This window comes from Bacillus mycoides, from assembly GCF_000832605.1.
GTDB lineage: Bacteria > Bacillota > Bacilli > Bacillales > Bacillaceae_G > Bacillus_A > Bacillus_A mycoides.
In genome coordinates this window covers 284,853-303,022 of record NZ_CP009692.1, presented here as the reverse complement: position 1 = coordinate 303,022, position 18,170 = coordinate 284,853, and the positions used below count along the sequence as shown (strand labels likewise).

The following is an 18,170-nucleotide window of genomic DNA, read 5'->3' as shown; positions in this document are numbered from 1 at the left end:
ACTAGTGTTTATTATTTTGCAACTTCTGTCCACTTGTAGTTAAATTCACCGCCGAAGTCAGTTGTTACAAGTCCTTTAATGAAAGAGCGTTGTAAGTAAGAGCGACCTTGTTGGTATAAAGGAGCGACAGCACCATCTTGTAATAAGATTTTTTCAGCTTGCTTCATTGCTTCCCAGCGACCTTTTTCATCACCAGCTAAATCAGTTTTTACTTTACGAATAAGCTCGTCGTACTCTTTGTTAGAGTATTTATCGAAGTTATAAGCACTATCTGTTGTGAATAGATCTAAGAATGTAATAGGATCCGCGAAGTCAGGGCCCCAGCCATCGATTCCAATTTCGTAATCACCACTTAATAGTAGTTTTAACTGTTGTTTACGTGGTTGAGGTTTTAAATTCACTGTTAATCCATCTAGATTCTTTTCTAATTCACCTTTTAAATATTCACCAGTTTTCTTAGCTAAAGCATTATCACTTGTTAATAGTTCAATTGTTACTTTGTCAGTACCAAGCTCTTGTTTCGCTTTTTTCCAGTTTTCTTTTGCAGATTTCACATCATCTTTGACTAGATTTCCATTCTCTTTACGGAAGTCATTACCGTCTGGACTTTTTGCGAATTTCGCAGGAACCATTCCTTCTGCTGGGATTGCACCGTTATTTAAAATTGTTTCTACGTACGCTTTTTTATTCATTGCTTCGTTAATAGCGAGGCGTGCATGTTGATTTTTTAATACTGCATTTTTCTGATTTAGTCGTAAGAATTGGATACCGACTTCAGCGCGTTCCTTGAAGTTGGAATCGTTCTTATACTTATCAACAAATTCCGCAGTTAAAGCAACACGATCAATTTGTCCTGAATCATATAAGTTAACTTCTGTAGATTTATCTTTAACGACATTGAAGTTGATTTCTTCTAGTTTTACAGTTTTAGCATCCCAATAGTTAGGGTTCTTCTTCAATTGGAAGCTTTGTTCATGTTTCCAGTTATCTAATGTGAAAGCACCATTGTAAATTAAATGATTTGTTTCTAAACCGTATTTATCGCCTTGAGATTTTAAATACTCTTCATTGATTGGTAAGAATGTTGCAAATGTCGTTAAGCTTAAGAAGTAGGGAACAGGGCGGTCCAGTTGTACTTCTAAAGTTTTATCGTCAAGAGCTTTAACGCCTAATTGATCGATTGCTACTTCTTTTTGGTTTATTTGTTTCGCATTTTTTATATCAAAGAATAAGAATGCATATTCAGCAGCTGTTTCAGGGTTAACGGCACGTTGCCAAGCGAAAATAAAATCTTTTGCTGTAACAGGAGTACCGTTTGACCATTTTGAATCACGAAGATGGAAAGTATACTTTGTTTTATCCGGACTAATGTCAACCGATTCAGCAACACCAGGGATCGGTTTATTATCTTCTCCTATAGCATATAAACCTTCAAAAACATTTCTCATTACATTCATGGATTCCCCATCCGTCGCTTTTGCAACATCCATTGTTGGAATTTCTGAAGCAAATGATAAGTTAATCGCTTGTTTATCAGGTGCTTTATCGTTCGCTTTTGCTCCGCCTGCATTATCTTTATTTCCCCCGCAAGCAGTTAGTAGTAGACTTGCCCCTAAAATAGATGCAACAACAGGTACAACTTTTTTCTTCATTGTTCTTTCCTCCCTAAATGTGTTGTTCGTAACGTCATAATGTCCATGTCTTGAAGTGTAGCTATAGAAGGAGAGAAAACCTATTATAAATATGTGTATATAGGTAATCAGGTATTCTATATGTATATACATGCTGAACTATAATCTATCGTTATATGTTTCAACTTAGTAGACATTACATTTTGATGATAAAATATTTAGTTTCTTTGATTATTTAGAATATTAACACTGGAAAGAACTATATGTCAATAATAAAAAGTGGAGCGTTAATTTCTTGGAATAATATATTGAAAAAGCAGATTTCCTCATATTAGGGAATCTGCTTTTAATATATTTTGCTAAAAAAACAATGGGGGTGGGTGAGAACACGATGATCTAAGTTGCATTTTATCCCGCATTAACGGGCAGTAAGATCCTCGCCTCAAAATTCAGTGAAAGCAAAGAAGTTAGGGGGGATCAACTGCCCGTAAAAGCCCGATTGGTGAGGGATGATTAAAGTTTCACTTTATTTTTCAATTTTTGCCCATTTGAAGTTTAATTGACCTGCAAAGTCTACTTGCACAATGCCTTTCACATAAGAACGCTCTAAATAAGATTCTCCTTTTTGGTAAAGAGGAGCGATAACAGAGTCCTTAAATAAGATTTTTTCTGATGCTAGTAACGCTTCCCAGCGAGCTTTTTCATCACCAGCCAAAGTAGTTTTAACTTTTTCAATTGTGTCATCAAACTCTTTATTAGAGTAATGATCTAAATTGTAAGGGTTATTCGTCGTAAATAGTTCAAGGAATGTAATTGGATCAGCAAAGTCAGGGCTCCAACCGTCAATTCCAATCTCGTAGTCACCTTTTAATAAGAGTGAAACTTGTTGTTTACGTGGTTGCGGTTTTATATTTACCGTTAAGCCATCTAAATTCTTTTCTAGTTGTCCTTTTAGGAACTCACCAGTTTTCTTCTCAAGGTCACCATCACTTGTTAATAATTCTAATGTTATCTTTTCAGAACCAAGTTCTTTTTTTGCTTTCTTCCATAATTCTTGTGCAGATGTTGTATCAACTTTTGTTAAATCGCCGTTTGCAGTACGGAAGTCTTTTCCATCAGGCCCTTTTGCAAAGTTTTTCGGCACGAGACTAAAGGTTGGTGTAGAGCCATCATTTAATAACGTATTTACAAAAGATTTTCGATCAATTGTTTGATCGATTGCTTGGCGTGCAGAAACGTTTTGAAGTACTTTGTTTTGCTGATTCATACGTAAAAACTGTACCCCTACGTTCGGACGTTCTTTAAAGTTAGCATCCTTTTTATATTTATCAACGAAGTCAGATGTTAGTTTTATACGGTCTAATTGTTTGGATTCGAATAAATTTACTTCTGTTGATTTCTCTTTCACAATGTTGAAATTGATTTCTTCGAGTTTGACATTATCTTTATCCCAATAGGTAGGGTTTTTCTTAAATTTAAAGCTTTGTTCATGCTTCCAATCGCTTAGTGTAAAAGCTCCGTTGTACAAGATTTTGTTATCTTCTAAAGCGTACTTATCACCTTGTGCTTTAAAGAATTCCTCGTTGATTGGTAGAAATGTTGGGAACGCCGTTAAGCTAATAAAATACGGAACAGGGCGCTCTAATTCTACTTCAAACGTATGGTCATCAACTGCTTTTATACCAAGTTGATCGGATGGGAGTTCTTTGCTATTAATTTTTTTAGCGTTTTTAATATCCAGGAATAAAAAAGCATATTCAGAAGCTGTTGCTGGATCGACAGCTCTTTGCCAAGCGAAGACAAAATCTTTCGCTGTTACAGGTGTGCCGTTCGACCATTTTGAATCTCGTAAATGGAATGTGTATTTCGTTTTATCAGCACTTACTTCATGAGATTTCGCAACGCCAGGAACAGGTTTATTACCTTCACCAAGATTGTATAAACCTTCAAATACGTTTCTCATTACTTGACCAGAATCAGTATCTGTAGCACGAGCCGTATCCATTGTTCGAATCTCAGTAGGAGAAGATAAGTTTAAAACTTGCTTACTAGGTGCCTCATCTTTTGCATTTGCTCCGCTCGCTTCGTTTTTATAACTACCGCAACCAGATAATAAAATACTTACTCCTACAACTGATGCAATACCGGGTACAAACTTCTTTTTCATTTGATTTTCCTCCTAAATAGTTAATAAGATTGGATGATGATGAGGGAAATGAAAAACAAAAAATCCCTCTTTTCATATTGAGAAAGAGGGATTTTTACGTACAAGTTATGCACCCGTATATAAACGAAGTCCCTCATTCTATCTTTCAAGCACAAAGCTTGCAGGAAGTGGCACAGTATTCAAAATGAACCTGCTGCCGAGGTTTCAAAGGGCCAGTCCCTCCACCTCTCTTGATACAATGAGTAAACAAATGAATTTTATTAATTTTTGTGTTTCTTTGATAATTCAAAATCTTACACCTTAGATAATGAAGTGTCAATCAAATGGAATATAGTTTAAATTTTCAGTTTTATTTTTTTAAAAAAACCACTGCATATGGCAGTGGTTTCCCTACTAGAAGTTAAAGTTATCTGGATCTGGACCAACGCGATGATTTTCATTTAAAGCTTGAATTGCTTTCATATCATCCGAGCTTAATTCAAAGTCAAAGATGTTTGCATTTTCAATAATGCGGTGTTCTTTAATAGACTTAGGGATTGTTACAACTTCATTTTGTAGATCCCAACGTAAAATAACTTGTGCAGTCGATTTATTATATTTCGTAGCGATTTCTTGTAATGTTGGGTGATTAAGTAGCTGCCCCTGCATTAATGGTGACCAAGCTTCAAGCTGGATGTTATGTTCTTTACAGAAGGCATGTAATTCTTCTTGTGCTAAACGTGGGTGGTATTCCACTTGGTTAACCATTGGTTTAATTTCTGCAATTTCAAATACGTCTTGCAAATGGTGAATATGGAAATTACTCACACCGATAGCACGAACACGACCATCTTTATAAAGCTGCTCTAAAGCTTTCCATGATTCAGTGTATTTTCCTTTTACAGGCCAATGTACTAAATATAGATCTAAATATTCCAGACCTAATTTTTCTAATGTAGTTTCAAATGCTTGTAGTGTTGACTCGTAACCTTGATCACTATTCCACACTTTTGAAGTGATGAATAACTCTTCACGAGGAATACCAGATTCTTGAATTGCCTGTCCAACGCCTTCTTCGTTTTTATATATCGCAGCAGTATCGATACTACGGTATCCATTTTTTATAGCTGCTTTTACAGAATCAATTACTTCTGTACCATCTTCAACTTTAAAAACACCCAAGCCGAACCAAGGCATTTTCACGCCGTTATGTAATGTTGTATAGTCGTTTAAACTTGTTAAAGTCATATTAATTCCCCCTAGCTTTTTTATTGGTCGCTTCAACTGCTTGTTGAATGACTTCTGAAAAATTATTTTCATATAGAACTTTTAAGCCTTCAGCCGTTGAGCCTCCTGGTGTTGTTACTTGTTCGCGGAGCATAGCTGGATCCTGATTTTGCTGGAGCATAGCGGCAGAGCCAGCAATCATTTGAATGACAAGGTGTTTTGCTGTTTCCTCATCAATCCCATAGCTTTTCGTTGCTTCAATTAAACCTTCAGCAAAGTGATAGAGAAAAGCGGGTGCACTACCAGTAACTGCGGTAAGTTGGTGAACTTCCTCTTCGGTACAAAACTGTGAGGTACCGATACCTTTTAAAAGAAGTTGTAACGTTTCTTGATGTGTTTCATCTACAGAATGTCCCGTCGTATATAAGGAGATAGACTTTCCAATCCCAGCAGCTGTATTTGGCATAATCCAAGCAACAGGTGTCCCTTGGGGAAGTCTTTCTTCTAGATAAGATGGTCCGATTCCGGCAGCAACTGTCACGACAAATTGATTAGTTAGAAGAGGGGATAGATCCGCTAATAGCTGTTCATGTGCGACAGGCGGCATTGCTAAAACGATTGTATCTACAGATTTAATATGCTGTTTCCAATCTGTTGTAATCGATAGATCATATTGAGTTTGTAATTGCGTTAGTTTTTCTATGTTACTTCGGTTGGAAACAATAATTTCTTCGATGTATTCTTTACTTGTTGTAAGTAGTCCAGTAAATATAGCTTCTGCCATACGACCGGCACCAATAAATAAAATTCGATGTTTATTAGGCATATCCTTTATTCCTTTCTGATGAGAATATGTTATAAAAAACGATACCATTTTTAAGAGAATTTTGTAAAAAGAAACGGCTTATCGTAAGTGGAATAGATGAGTGGGGGGTTTTACAGGAGAAAATTTATAGTAAGTATAAGAGTTATTTCTTATACTGTTGATAGGGAGTTTATTACATATCTGGGGAGAGATAAATATGGTTAGAAGTCCACTTTTTTTACTCATTTCTAGTATTATTTGCATATTAGTTGGATTCTATATCCGATCAAGTTATATTGAAATTTTCGCATCGGTTATGGGGATTATTAATGTTTGGTTACTTGCAAGGGAAAAGGTATCAAACTTTTTATTTGGGATGATTACAGTTGCGGTATTTCTGTATATTTTCACTACACAAGGCTTATACGCAATGGCAGTATTAGCAGCCTTCCAATTTATATTTAATGTGTACGGTTGGTATTACTGGATTGCGCGTAGTGGAGAGGAGAAGGTAAAGCCGACAGTTCGCTTAGATTTGAAAGGATGGATTATTTATATACTTTTTATTTTAGTTGCTTGGATTGGTTGGGGATATTATCAAGTCCGTTATTTAGAATCGACAAATCCATATTTAGATGCTTTAAACGCTGTATTAGGATTAGTAGCTCAATTTATGCTGAGCCGAAAAATCTTAGAAAATTGGCATTTATGGATTTTGTATAACATAGTTAGCATTGTGATTTATATTTCAACGGGCTTATACGTCATGTTAGTATTAGCTATTATTAATCTATTTTTATGTATCGATGGCTTGCTAGAATGGAAGAAAAACCATAAAGAGCGAGAACGTGTAAATAATTATATTTAGAAAATAATTGTAATCAAAAACCCCCCTGAAGCATATACGTTTCAGGGGGGTTAAATATAGTGTGAATTTATGCTTTTGTCATACCAAGCAATACAGCGCCGCCGATAATTAAAACACTACCTAGTGCAATAAAGATCAATTGACGTTTTGTTTTCTTTTCACCTAAGAAGACAATCGCACCGAATGTTGAGATAACGATTCCAGTTTGAGATAATGGGAAGCTTGTCGCTACTCCGACACGTGGTAATGAAAGAAGTAAGAATAAGTTTCCTGTTCCCCATAGTAAACCAGATAAAGCATTACGCATTGCATATTTGTTAAATGGTTTATGTTTAGACGTCAGTACAACCGCACCAACGAACATACCAACTGCCTGTGGTAAAATAGCAGACCAACCATCAATGTTATACCAACGAATAATAATTACATATACAAGATAACCGAAAGTAGAAACAATTAAAGTAAGAAGTCCCTTTTTCAATTGTCCTGGTGGCTGTGCATTTTCTTTATCATCTAGTGATGTGAATACAACACCAACTACGATTAATAGGATTGCAATCGTTCCCAGAACAATCGTTGTTGTAGTAGTCCACTCACGGAAAGCGATAACCCCAAAGATAGAAGTTGCAACAAGTTGCATACCAGTAGAAATCGTTACAGTAGTTGAAACACCTAGTTTTTCAACTGTTTTTAATTGGTTTACTTGTCCTAAAGCCCAGAATAAACCTGAAATAAAACCAACAATCAAGACTGTCATTGTTAAAGCTGGTTGAGTAAATACATACATAACTGTTGCGAAGAATAGAGCACCGATTGTCATACCTACCGTTTGGCTATATGCACCACCGCCCATTTTTACGCTTACTAATAAGATGTTTCCCCATGCGATTGCAGGAAGAAGCGCTAATAAAATGTCCATTACAAGACTCCCTTCGGTTTTCTATACCAATATAATTACATATCGTTCTAACGATCGGTAATGCCCCACTAATAGAGTAGAAGATTACCGATCGCTAAAACAGGATGAAGAACTTACGATATAAATGCGTTTTCATTTCTTCACTTTTTGAAACACTTTCATATAATAACAGGAAATTACCTATTTTAGAAAGTGAATTCAAATAAAATGTATATTTAAATAAGAAATAAAATTCAGTCATTAGTTAGGTCATTTTATTTTTCGGGAAATAAAAAAAGCAGCTTTTGTCGAAAACTGCTTTAGGAAGTGGTAATTCGCTTGTTAATGATTTGAATACATAATAAAAATAGTAATGACATGCTAATTGTTATGATGACAAGAGTCCAAGCGAGTTGCATATTACTTGCATCAATAGCCATATAAATTGCAGTTGGAATCGTTTGTGTTTTGCCAGGTATATTTCCTGCAAACATTAAAGTAGCACCAAATTCCCCGAGTGCGCGAACGAAGCTTAAAATCATACCGCTAAGTAGCGCGGGGAATGCAAGTGGGAGTGTAACGTGTAGAAAAACTTGATATTCACTCGCACCAAGGTCGCGCGCACCATCTTCAATTTGCACATTCGCGATGGAAAATCCTGTTTTTGCTGATTGATACATGAGCGGAAATGCAACGACTGTAGAAGCAATGATAGCAGCAGTAGATGTAAACATAATGGACTGCTGAAATAATGATTCAATCCACTTTCCAATGGGACTGTTATTTCCAAAAATGATAATTAGAAAAAAGCCGATAACAGTTGGTGGAAGCACCATTGGTAATAAGAAAATAGTTTCTAGTAGTACTTTATATCGCCACGAGGAGCGCGCTAATGCTCGTCCAATAATCGTTCCTAAGATCGTAACGATAATGGTGGCGCATGCAGCTACTCGCAAGGATAGAAAGACAGGTGACAAAATTGTATCAAAGCTCATAGCAATTATGGCAGGATTGTAAATCCATATTTCTTAAAGATAGATTGTGCATCTTTTGATTGCAAATACTCATAGAATGAAGTCGCCTCTTTCTTATGCTTAGATTCCTTTATAACACCTAAAGGATAGTGGATTGGCTCATGAGAATTAGCCGCTACCGCCTCTACAATTTTCACCTTGTCTGAAACGAGAGCGTCTGTTTTATATACAATACCAGCATCAACATTACCTGTTTCTACATATGTTAACACTTGGCGAACATCTTTTGTAAATACGATTTTATTTTGAACGTCATTCCAAAGATTTTCATGTGTGAGAGAAGCTTTTGCATATTTTCCTGCAGGTACAGATTCGGGTGTACCAAGTGCGATTTTCTTGATTTTCGCATCCTTTAAATCTTGAAATTTTGTAAGAGAACTATCTTTTGGAACGACTAGAACTAGTTCATTTCCAAGAAGGTTTTTCCCTTCTTTTCCATTAATGAATCCTTTTTTAACAAGGGTTTGGAATTTATCTTCTGCTGCAGAGAAGAATAAATCAGCAGGTGCACCTTGTTCGATTTGTTGTTGAAGTGCACCAGAAGCACCGAAGTTAAAAGAAAGTTTAATGTTTGGTTCTTTCTCTTTATATTGTTTTTCAATTTCTTTTAGTGAATCTTGTAAACTTGCAGCCGCTGATATAGTCAGCTCCACTGATTTTCCCTCTTTAGCAGCTGACTTTTCTTCGCTTGAACAAGCTGCACTGAATATAAGAAGAAAAGAAAGTATAAGTACCCCAATGGATCGTAATGTAAATTTGTTCATAAAAAATCCCCCTTCGTTTACTAAACTAATTATAACTAATTATAACTAATTATAACTAGTTATAATTGGATATAATTTGAACGATATAGTTGTTTTTAAAAACTAGGAGAAATATTCTTTTCTTTGTTACAATGAAGGAAGAAAGTGAGGAATCGTCTATGGATCATCATTCCTACACAACGGAAGAAGTAGCAAAGCAATTAAAAGTATCAAAATTAACTGTATACGACTTAATTAAAAAAGGAGAACTTCCTTCTTATAGGGTTGGTAGACAAATGCGCATTGATGCAGCTGATTTAGAACAATATATAAAGCAAATGAAAACAGGGAAGGTACAATTTACTCCTGTAAAGAAGGACGAAATTAGTAGTTCGAATACACGCATCATTAGTGGTCAAGAACTAACGTTAGATATGTTGGCAAAGCATATAGAAAATCGATTGCCAAATTCTAATATATTGAGAGCGTATCAAGGTAGTTTAACGAGTTTAGTGAAGATGTACCAAGGAGAAGGAAGCGTCGTTAGTTTACACTTATTTGATGGTGAAACGGGTACATATAATGTTCCTTACGTAAAACGTATTTTAGTTGGACAACCATATATTATGATGAATTTATTAGCAAGAAATGTTGGGTTTTATGTACAAAAAGGGAATCCACAAAATATAAAAACATGGGCTGATTTAGCTCAGTCATCTATACGATTTGTAAATCGAGAAAAAGGTTCTGGTATTAGGGTGTTAGTGGATGAGCAATTGCGAATTCAAAAATTAAGTAAAGAAGATATTAACGGGTATGAATGGGAAGAATCGAATCACCTTGGCGTTGCCTCGCAAGTCGCGAATGGAAAAGCTGATATTGGGGTAGGATCAGAAAAGTTTTCCCAAATTGTGAACGTAGACTTTATTCCAATAATGAAAGAACAGTATGATTTAGTACTTCTGAAGAATAAAGAAAATGAGGAACTTATTGAGGTTATAAAAGAGGTTTTGCAATCTGAAGAGTTTCACAATGAATTAAAAGCAATTGGTGGATATGATATAAGCAAAACAGGCCAAATTATATATGAAACAAACTAAAAGGCTGCTTGTCTATAAGACGAGCAGCCTTTTCTATATATAAAGGGGTTGGGGGAAACAAAGTGTTAAATAAGACTTTGAGCAAGTGCATAAATGAATGCAGTAAGAAGAGTAGCTCCACTTGCAAGTCCGATAAAGTCTGATTTGTTGAAAGTAATGTTGTTCATTATAATCTCTCCTTATTTGTTTAATGTAGTTGCAATTGCTTTTGCATCGACAAGTGCGGATAGCACCATGCCCATTGTATTGAAAAATTTGTTTGATTTCATTTTGTTCATCATGCGTATCCGCTCCTTTTCGAATTGTTGTTGCCCTGCTTTCTGTCTTAATTATATGAAATATAGCAGCCTGCAACTATCGAATTGGCTTACGTAAGACTTACACTTTTGTAAGAAAAAAAGACATTCGTGTAAGAATGTCTTTTAAAGCATATTGATATGATGATGTGCTTCAATTGTTTTTAAAAAGCTTCGCATCGAATTGGTCATGTAACTATCTTTACGGCGTATGAAAACAGTTGAAATACTACCATATTTCTCCGGAATTGGATGACAGTGTACTTTACCTGCTGTAGAAAGGTGCTGCACCGCAGACTGGGGGACGAGTGTAATCCCAAGACCGAGCGCTACGCTATTTAATATAGTTTCTAATATGTTAAACTCCATAATTCTTTTTGGTAGCAAACCTTCATCTTTAAGCCATCGTTCAAGCTTGGAACGGTATCCACATCCTTGATTAAAAACGAGTAGGGGCGTCGTAGTAAATTCTTCTATATGAAAAGCTTTATTTTGTGTAACAAGCATTAATTTCTCAGTACTAACATCGTATTGTTCAATTAGTGGATGTTTAATAGGACCTGATATAAAGGCGCCATCTAATTGGTGATCGAGTACTTCTCTAATAAGCTCTTCCGTTAGACCAGCTTGTAATGATAAATCGACATTTGGATAGCTTTTGTAGTAAGAAGATAAAATGGTAGGCAATGTACTGACTGTTTCGACTGTACCGATTTTTAATATACCAGATGGTGTTTCACTATCTAAAAACACTTGTTTTAGCTCTTCAACATCTTGCAAAATTTTATGAACGTAAACGAGCATTTTTCTTCCTTCAGCTGTTAAAGTCATGCCTCGCTTATGACGGTAAAAGAGAGGTGTTTTCAGCTCGTTTTCTAATTGTTTAATACGTGCGGTTACATTTGATTGTACGTAATTTAATTCCTTTGCTGCGCCGCTTACACTACCGCGGTCGGCAACGCTCTGGAAGATTTGTAAGTCTCGTAATTCCATTTTATGCTCCTCCTTGATGTTAACTATCATTATAAATGATAGTTAACATCATTTTGAATCATTTTACGTGATATATTTTTTCTTTTACAATTCTCTTTGTGCAAATAGAAAGAAGCGGGGGATTGTGGTGAGAAAAGGTCAAATGATAATAGGTGCTTTGGCATGTTTAATTGCAAGTATGTCATGGGGAGCGATGTTTCCGGTTGCTGATCATGCTCTAGAATACATAGATCCATTTTATTTTTCGTTTATTCGTTATGGTGCGGTAGCAATTGTATTGATTGTATTATTGCTAATGAAAGAAGGAAAGAAGGCATTTCGCTTAGAAGGAAGAGGGAAGTTACTCGTCTTTTTTGGAACAATGGCTTTTACCGTATATAATGTATTAATTTTTCTAGGACAAATGTTAATGGGAAAATCAGGTGTAATGGTAGCTTCTATTATGGAGGCGCTTATGCCAATGATTTCAATTTGTATTTTATGGGGATATAAAAATATAAAGCCGAAGAAATATATGATAACGAGCATGATTATTGCGTTTGTAGGGGCTGTATTTGTTATTACGAAAGGTGATATGAGTTTCTTTTTAACATTGAAAGATAACATGTTTTCGCTAGCATTTATATTTGTTGGTGTTGTAGGATGGGTTATTTATACGATGGGTGGTCAAACGTGTAGCGATTGGTCAACATTACGCTATTCTACTTTGACATGTGTATTGGGTACAACTGTCACAGGGATTATAACTGTGGTCATTACAGTGCTTGGATATGTATCTGTTCCAAGTATGGAAACGATTTCTATTGTGAAGTATGATTTGTTATTTATGATGACATTACCAGGTATCGTAGCACTACTTGCTTGGAACTACGGTGTGAAAATCTTATCATCCATTAATGGTATTTTATTTATTAACTTTGTGCCAATTACTACTTTAGTTATTATGATGATGCAAGGGTATAAAATAACAACATTTGATATTGTAGGAACATTATTTGTTATTGCAGCGCTTATTCGTAATAATGTTTGTCAGAGAAAAGAAGAAAATATAAATAAACAAATTTTGCAAGAAAAGCAATTGCGTCAAGCTGTTTAATAGGCAACTGGAGGATTTTATATGTTAGAAAGTTTATTGTTTTTCTTTGCTGCTGGAGTTGCCTGCGAGCTTGCAGCAATTAATCGAAACGGTCGTAAAAATATAAAACAACAAGCTGAATTGATACAGCTTTTAAAAGACTTGAAGGAAAGAAAAAATTAAAAAGACGACCGGGCATAGACGGTCGTCTTTTCTATTATTATTTATATAAAGGGGAAAGGGGACACAAAGTTATATAAGCGTAGCAGCGTAAATGAAAGCAGTAAGAAGAATCGAGCCGCTAGCTAGTCCTAAAAAATCTAATTTATTAAAAGTCATGTTATTCATTATAAATTCTCCTTACTTGTTTAATGTAGAAGCAACAGCTTTTGCATCGATAAGAGCGGAGAATACCATGCATATTGTATTTAAGAAATTGTTCGTTTTCATTTTGTTCATCATATAGATCCGCTCCTTTTCAAATGGTTGTTGTTACTTTCTGACTTAATTGTATAAGATAGTGGAGGGAGCCGCTATCGAATTAGCTTACAAGAAAATTACACTTTTGTAAGAATTGAAATTTAACAATAAATACTTATTTTTATTACCAACTCCTAAAACTTAGTGTTATAATCGTTGTAAGAAAATGATTATACTTCGGATATTCAGAAAGGAACGAAACAAATGTATAAACCAATTACATTTTCGTTGAAATATATATTTAAAATGGCTGGGAAGGTAGAAGTACAAGGGAGAGAGAAATTACCGGAAGGTGGCCCTTACGTTGTTGCGTGTACACATACAAGTTTTATGGATGTTTTAATGTTAGCGGCAGGAATGTACCCAACCCAAATTCATTACATGGCAAAAAAAGAATTGTTTGAAGGGAAATTTAAAAATTGGTTTTTTAAAAATGTAAATGCATTCCCTGTAGACCGTGCGAATCCAGGGCCAAGCACATTAAAAATTCCATCACGTTTATTAAAAGAAGGAAAAGTAGTAGGGATTTTCCCGAGTGGGACGAGGTCATCAGAAGACGTTTCACTAAAAGCTGGGGCTGTTACGATTGCAATGCGTTCTAACGTTCCGTTAATACCGGCAGCTTATGTTGGTCCATCAAGTATAAAAGAATTGATAAAAGGAAAAAAAGCGCGATTAGTTTTTGGAGACCCAATTCAAATCGATGCTGAAGAACAAATAGACCGAAAAACGGCTATGAAAATGATGACAGATGAATTAAATGCAAAGTTTGAAGAACTAAAGGAAGTTTTGCAGCCGAATCAAAAATAAGAAAAGACGATCGTGCATAGACGGTCGTCTTTTCTATTATTATTTATATAAAGGGGACACGAAGTTATAGTGTAGCAGCGTAAATGAAAGCAGTAAGAAGAACCGTGCCGCTAGCTAGTCCTAAAAAATCTAATTTATTAAAAGTGATGTTGTTCATAATGCATTCTCCTTACTTGTTTAATGTAGAAGCAACAGCTTTTGCATCGATAAGAGCGGAAAATACCAAGCTCATTGTATTTAAGAAATTGTTCGTTTTCATTTTGTTCATCATATAGATCCGCTCCTTTTCAAATGGTTGTTGCCCTGTTTCTGACTTAATTATATGAAATGTTGCGGAGAGTCACTATCGAATTAGCTTACAGGAAAATTACACTTTTGTAAGAAAAACGAATGAAAGTGTCATGATGAGAAGATTTGACATATGTTCATGTGATTCATTAAGTTAAAAGTAGAGGTGAGTGTATGGCTAATATTAAAGATATTGCAAAGATGGCTGGGGTTTCAGTTACGACTGTTTCGAGGGTATTAAATGATCATCCATATGTAAGTGAAGAAAAAAGGAAAGTTGTTTTAGAAATAGTTGAGAAATTGAATTACTCGCAAAATGCAAATGCTGTTCATTTATCAAAAGGGAAGACGAATATTGTTGGCGTGATTTTACCTTATATTAATCATCCGTCTTTTGATGCGATGGTGGGTGGAATGATGGAAGTTGCGTTAGCTCATAATTACAGGGTGCTTCTTTGTCAAACGAACTACAATAAAAAAGAAGAAATGAAAAGTTTACATATGTTGAAAACAAAGCAACTAGACGGTCTTATCATTTGTTCTCGTGCTAATGAGTGGGAAACTATAGAGCCTTATGCAGCGTATGGGGCGGTTATTGCTTGTGAGGATAATGATATTGAAAGCATATCGAGTGTATATACAGATCATTTTAATGCCTTTCAATTAGGGATGAGTTACCTTATTGAAAAAGGTTATAAGAAGATTGGATATTGTACGGGAAGAAAGTTAGGGCCAAGTAGTAAGAAACGTTTTGATGCTTATAAACAACAGCTACAATTAATAGATGAAGAAGTGATGGAAGATCGGATTTTCACAGAATGCTTTACGTTAGAAGATGGTGTAAGAGTTGCACATCAATTCAAGGAGATGGAGAATCCTCCTGAAGCATTAATAGTGGCAGGAGATGAAGTTGCTATTGGGATCATGACAGAAGTTGAAAAATTAGGTATTGAAGTTCCTGAGGATTTAGCGATTATTGGTTTTGATAATCAACCGATTTCTCAAGTTTTACAACTGACAACCATTGACCAAAATTTAAAGGGAATAGGTAAGACGGCTTTTGAAATGTTTTATAGGCAAGTAAGTGATGAGGGTTCTAAACAAGAAAAGATGGAAATTCCGTATAAACTTGTGGAACGCTCGACGGTTTAGTATTTATCCGTTATGTGTATAATCACATAACGGATTATTTTTTGAAATGTCTTTGACAGGAAACGCGTTTCATACTTTATAAAAGAGTTACACCGGTCTGTAATAATCCATGGATTCTTTTCAAGTGCTAAAACAATGAATAGAATTTGGAGGAATATGCATGAATGAACTTTTATTAAGTATGAAAAAATATGTAGAGGATGACGAAAAGATTTTAGCGTTTGTCGTAGGGATATTTGAAAAGGATGACTTTACTTTATGTTATCAACATGGGATTTTTGTTGCCACTACTAGACGTCTTCTATTTTACGGGAAATTTTCGTGCTATCCTGCGATATTTGAAGAGTATTCATATTTGCATATAGATGACATAGATTTCCGTCCATATTTCGAATGTACTTGTAATCGTGAAACCATTAGAGCTAAGTATATTCAGAGTGGGAATGTGGAGCGCTTTGTCCGTACAGTTAGAGCTAATATGAATAATTAATCACCCCTTTGTTTAAACATAATATCTTGGTCTTTGTGAGGGAAAATGCGGAATAAAAACAACTTCTAAACCTCTAGGAGATAGTGATACAATGTCAAATGGGGGGAGGTATGAACTATGGTTAATCAACGTATAAAGGAAATAACACTAATTACAATTGGTTCATTATTATTCGCAATTGGTATTAATTACTTTGCAATTCCAAACCGTTTATCAGAGGGTGGAATTATTGGTTTAACGGTTGTTACGTACTATTTATTTGATTGGTCACCAGGAATTGTGAATTTTGGTTTGAATGCAATTTTATTAGCTGTAGGTTATAAATTTTTTGATAAGAAAACGATGGTTTACACAATTATAGGTATTGTGGAAACCTCTTTGTTTTTATATGTTACAGAACATATTGAATATCAAGTAAATAGTGATACGTTACTAGCAGCTTTATTTGCTGGTGTATTTGTAGGTATCGGATTAGGCTGTATGTTCAAAGCTGGAGGTACATCAGGAGGATCGGCAATTTTAGCTCGACTAGCAAATCAATATTTAGGTTGGAGCGTTGGTAAAGGCGTACTTATTATTGATATCGTTGTAATTGCGGGTTCTGTATTTATAATAGGACAAGAAAAGGCAATGTATACACTTGTAGCTGTATTTGTCGGAGCGAAAGTAATTGATTTCATCGTGGAAGGTATGGATACAAAAACAGCTGTTACAATCATTTCAAATCAACCGGATTTAATACGTGAAACTATTACAAAAAACATGACACGCGGTGTCACTGTATTAGAGGGACGCGGCGGATATACTGGTAAAAATAAAGAAGTTTTATATATCGTTATTAATAAACAAGAGCTTGTTAAGTTAAAGCAAGTTATTAGTAGAGTTGATGAAGATGCCTTCGTTGTCATTCACGATGTGCGTGATGTACTTGGCGGTGGCTTTAAAGCAAGCTAAAAGGTGAACGAGAAAATTCGTTCATCTTTTTTTTATCCCGCATTAACGGGCAGTAGAACTCCCACCTCAAAATTCAGCTGGAGCAAAGAAGTTAGGTGGGAGATCAACTGCCCGTAAACGCCCGATTGGTGAGGGCTGATTAAAGTTTCACTTTATTCTTACAAAAATGTAAGGGTAATGTAATGGGATTGAATGGTAGATTAAATTCCTGCTCTTTAGAATGGATGTATAAGTATCCTGTAGAGGAGGAAGATCAGTATTATGAAGAAAAAAATAATTACTACTGTAATAGCCATGGTAGTGATAGTAGTAGTATTACTACCTACGAAACTTGGACCGGTTATTGATAAATATAATCCGCTTTATACGACGAAAGAATACTATACAATTGTGGATGCGATTGGTCAGCATGTCGGTGATGAATGGTATGAATATGAATTTATTGCATTTGATGAACGTGGAAGAGAACAAAAAATAAAGAAGACTGTTAAGCATATGTTAAAGAGAGATGAAGCGTTAAAGGTGTACGCAAAAGGACGCTACGGCGAGGCAATTGAAGAAATTGAAGCTGGAAATATTCCTATTAATGCGAAGAGTAAACTTTTAACGATGAGATAGCGAATTATACCCCCGCCTATTTTTTGTCGAAAATAAAAATACTAGGTAGGGGTATTTTAGATTCGTGAAAAAGCCTTAGTCCATATGGACTAAGGCTTTTCTTATTATATAAGGGGGAAGGGGGTACATTGTAGTAGCATGAGTGAAAGGTATAAGAAGAGTCGGCTACTAGCAATGTAATTTGGTTATGTGAGTATTCTTCTTATTTGGCTTACTTTCTAACCTTATTGTACAAAGTATAGGTAAGGGGAACTATCGAATTACATTACACATAGCTTACAAATATGTAAGACTCCTGTAATGCAATTCGATAGTTAAAAGATAGTAAATTTAATATAGTGTAACTAGAAAGTCTCATTTTATTACTTTCTGATTCGCAATGTTAATGAAGAACGAAAAACCAACTAACTTTGAATAGCCCTCATCTTAGCTTAAGATGAGGCCTTTTTTCAAACCTTACAACATTGTAAGGTTTACGTAAGTTAATTCGATAGTAAATTTGTCATATTTTTTGCATAATAGATACAAATAGATAAAAAATAATTAGGGATATATTAAGAAG

At 35.2% G+C, this 18,170-nt stretch carries 20 protein-coding genes and 1 riboswitch; of the genes, 9 read left to right on the top strand and 11 right to left on the bottom strand.

Translation table 11 applies throughout. The annotated features are described in order from the left end of the window. Window positions 1-11: 11 nt before the first annotated feature. The 4 genes from BG05_RS03335 to proC all read right to left on the bottom strand — a co-directional run bounded on the left by BG05_RS03335 (window position 12) and on the right by proC (window position 5,830). Window positions 12-1,652, bottom strand: coding sequence for a peptide ABC transporter substrate-binding protein (locus BG05_RS03335; RefSeq protein WP_003186942.1), 1,641 nt, complete (start codon window positions 1,650-1,652; stop codon window positions 12-14). A 505-nt stretch (window positions 1,653-2,157) separates the two neighbouring features. Continuing rightward, the gene (locus tag BG05_RS03330) at window positions 2,158-3,798 is read right to left on the bottom strand and encodes a peptide ABC transporter substrate-binding protein (protein ID WP_003186944.1); all 1,641 of its coding nucleotides are present in this window, start codon (window positions 3,796-3,798) and stop codon (window positions 2,158-2,160) included. Window positions 3,799-3,933: 135 nt separating this feature from the next. After that, window positions 3,934-4,038: riboswitch (SAM riboswitch) on the bottom strand. A gap of 153 nt (window positions 4,039-4,191) precedes the next feature. Beyond that, on the bottom strand, window positions 4,192-5,025 hold the full coding sequence (locus BG05_RS03325) for an aldo/keto reductase (RefSeq protein WP_002063472.1): 834 nt from the start codon (window positions 5,023-5,025) through the stop codon (window positions 4,192-4,194). 1 nt (window position 5,026) lies between these two features. Then, window positions 5,027-5,830: a pyrroline-5-carboxylate reductase gene (gene proC, locus BG05_RS03320; RefSeq protein ID WP_002124750.1), complete on the bottom strand. Its 804-nt coding sequence runs from the start codon at window positions 5,828-5,830 to the stop codon at window positions 5,027-5,029. Window positions 5,831-6,026: 196 nt separating this feature from the next. Here proC and pnuC point away from each other — a divergent pair, with 196 nt between their 5' ends. Then, complete coding sequence (pnuC, locus tag BG05_RS03315; RefSeq protein WP_003186951.1) at window positions 6,027-6,677, top strand: nicotinamide riboside transporter PnuC; 651 nt, start codon at window positions 6,027-6,029, stop codon at window positions 6,675-6,677. A 67-nt stretch (window positions 6,678-6,744) separates the two neighbouring features. Here the strand turns inward: pnuC and BG05_RS03310 are convergent, their stop codons facing one another. The 3 genes from BG05_RS03310 to modA all read right to left on the bottom strand — a co-directional run bounded on the left by BG05_RS03310 (window position 6,745) and on the right by modA (window position 9,373). After that, window positions 6,745-7,596 carry a GRP family sugar transporter gene (locus tag BG05_RS03310; protein WP_000353554.1) on the bottom strand — a complete coding sequence of 284 codons (852 nt, stop codon included), beginning with the start codon at window positions 7,594-7,596 and terminating at the stop codon, window positions 6,745-6,747. Between the two features lie 299 nt (window positions 7,597-7,895). Continuing rightward, entirely contained in the window at window positions 7,896-8,570 is a 675-nt protein-coding gene (gene modB, locus BG05_RS03305; RefSeq protein ID WP_002169310.1) for a molybdate ABC transporter permease subunit, read from the bottom strand. A 5-nt stretch (window positions 8,571-8,575) separates the two neighbouring features. Beyond that, a complete protein-coding gene (gene modA / locus BG05_RS03300) occupies window positions 8,576-9,373 on the bottom strand; it encodes a molybdate ABC transporter substrate-binding protein (RefSeq protein WP_003186954.1) in 798 nt (265 codons plus the stop codon). 131 nt (window positions 9,374-9,504) lie between these two features. Between modA and BG05_RS03295 the strand changes: the two genes are divergently transcribed. Next, complete coding sequence (locus BG05_RS03295) at window positions 9,505-10,452, top strand: substrate-binding domain-containing protein (RefSeq protein WP_003186956.1); 948 nt, start codon at window positions 9,505-9,507, stop codon at window positions 10,450-10,452. Window positions 10,453-10,517: 65 nt separating this feature from the next. Here the strand turns inward: BG05_RS03295 and BG05_RS29140 are convergent, their stop codons facing one another. Further along, on the bottom strand, window positions 10,518-10,619 hold the full coding sequence (locus BG05_RS29140; protein WP_002124760.1) for a DUF3948 family protein: 102 nt from the start codon (window positions 10,617-10,619) through the stop codon (window positions 10,518-10,520). Window positions 10,620-10,874: 255 nt separating this feature from the next. After that, window positions 10,875-11,741, bottom strand: coding sequence for a LysR family transcriptional regulator (locus BG05_RS03290; protein WP_002029391.1), 867 nt, complete (start codon window positions 11,739-11,741; stop codon window positions 10,875-10,877). Window positions 11,742-11,868: 127 nt separating this feature from the next. Between BG05_RS03290 and BG05_RS03285 the strand changes: the two genes are divergently transcribed. Both BG05_RS03285 and BG05_RS29135 read left to right on the top strand, forming a co-directional pair. Beyond that, a complete protein-coding gene (locus BG05_RS03285; protein WP_002124765.1) occupies window positions 11,869-12,837 on the top strand; it encodes a DMT family transporter in 969 nt (322 codons plus the stop codon). Between the two features lie 21 nt (window positions 12,838-12,858). Then, window positions 12,859-12,999, top strand: coding sequence for a YrzO family protein (locus tag BG05_RS29135; RefSeq protein WP_002063481.1), 141 nt, complete (start codon window positions 12,859-12,861; stop codon window positions 12,997-12,999). Window positions 13,000-13,068: 69 nt separating this feature from the next. On the opposite strand, the gene BG05_RS29130 is transcribed toward BG05_RS29135, so the two are convergent. Next, window positions 13,069-13,164 (bottom strand): DUF3948 family protein, encoded by a 96-nt coding sequence (locus BG05_RS29130; RefSeq protein ID WP_002124767.1) that lies wholly within the window; start codon window positions 13,162-13,164, stop codon window positions 13,069-13,071. Between the two features lie 336 nt (window positions 13,165-13,500). Between BG05_RS29130 and BG05_RS03275 the strand changes: the two genes are divergently transcribed. Continuing rightward, window positions 13,501-14,106, top strand: coding sequence for a lysophospholipid acyltransferase family protein (locus BG05_RS03275; protein WP_002124771.1), 606 nt, complete (start codon window positions 13,501-13,503; stop codon window positions 14,104-14,106). A gap of 64 nt (window positions 14,107-14,170) precedes the next feature. On the opposite strand, the gene BG05_RS29125 is transcribed toward BG05_RS03275, so the two are convergent. After that, window positions 14,171-14,263: a DUF3948 family protein gene (locus tag BG05_RS29125; protein ID WP_012260201.1), complete on the bottom strand. Its 93-nt coding sequence runs from the start codon at window positions 14,261-14,263 to the stop codon at window positions 14,171-14,173. Between the two features lie 305 nt (window positions 14,264-14,568). On the opposite strand from BG05_RS29125, the gene BG05_RS03270 reads away from it, so the two are divergent. The 4 genes from BG05_RS03270 (at window position 14,569) to BG05_RS03255 (ending at window position 17,608) form a co-directional block, all read left to right on the top strand. Beyond that, window positions 14,569-15,546, top strand: coding sequence for a LacI family DNA-binding transcriptional regulator (locus BG05_RS03270; RefSeq protein ID WP_002124775.1), 978 nt, complete (start codon window positions 14,569-14,571; stop codon window positions 15,544-15,546). A 160-nt stretch (window positions 15,547-15,706) separates the two neighbouring features. After that, window positions 15,707-16,036, top strand: coding sequence for a PH domain-containing protein (locus BG05_RS03265; protein ID WP_002091410.1), 330 nt, complete (start codon window positions 15,707-15,709; stop codon window positions 16,034-16,036). A gap of 117 nt (window positions 16,037-16,153) precedes the next feature. Further along, complete coding sequence (locus tag BG05_RS03260) at window positions 16,154-16,990, top strand: YitT family protein (RefSeq protein WP_002009911.1); 837 nt, start codon at window positions 16,154-16,156, stop codon at window positions 16,988-16,990. 261 nt (window positions 16,991-17,251) lie between these two features. After that, a complete protein-coding gene (locus tag BG05_RS03255; RefSeq protein ID WP_002009906.1) occupies window positions 17,252-17,608 on the top strand; it encodes a YxeA family protein in 357 nt (118 codons plus the stop codon). Window positions 17,609-18,170: the final 562 nt, after the last annotated feature.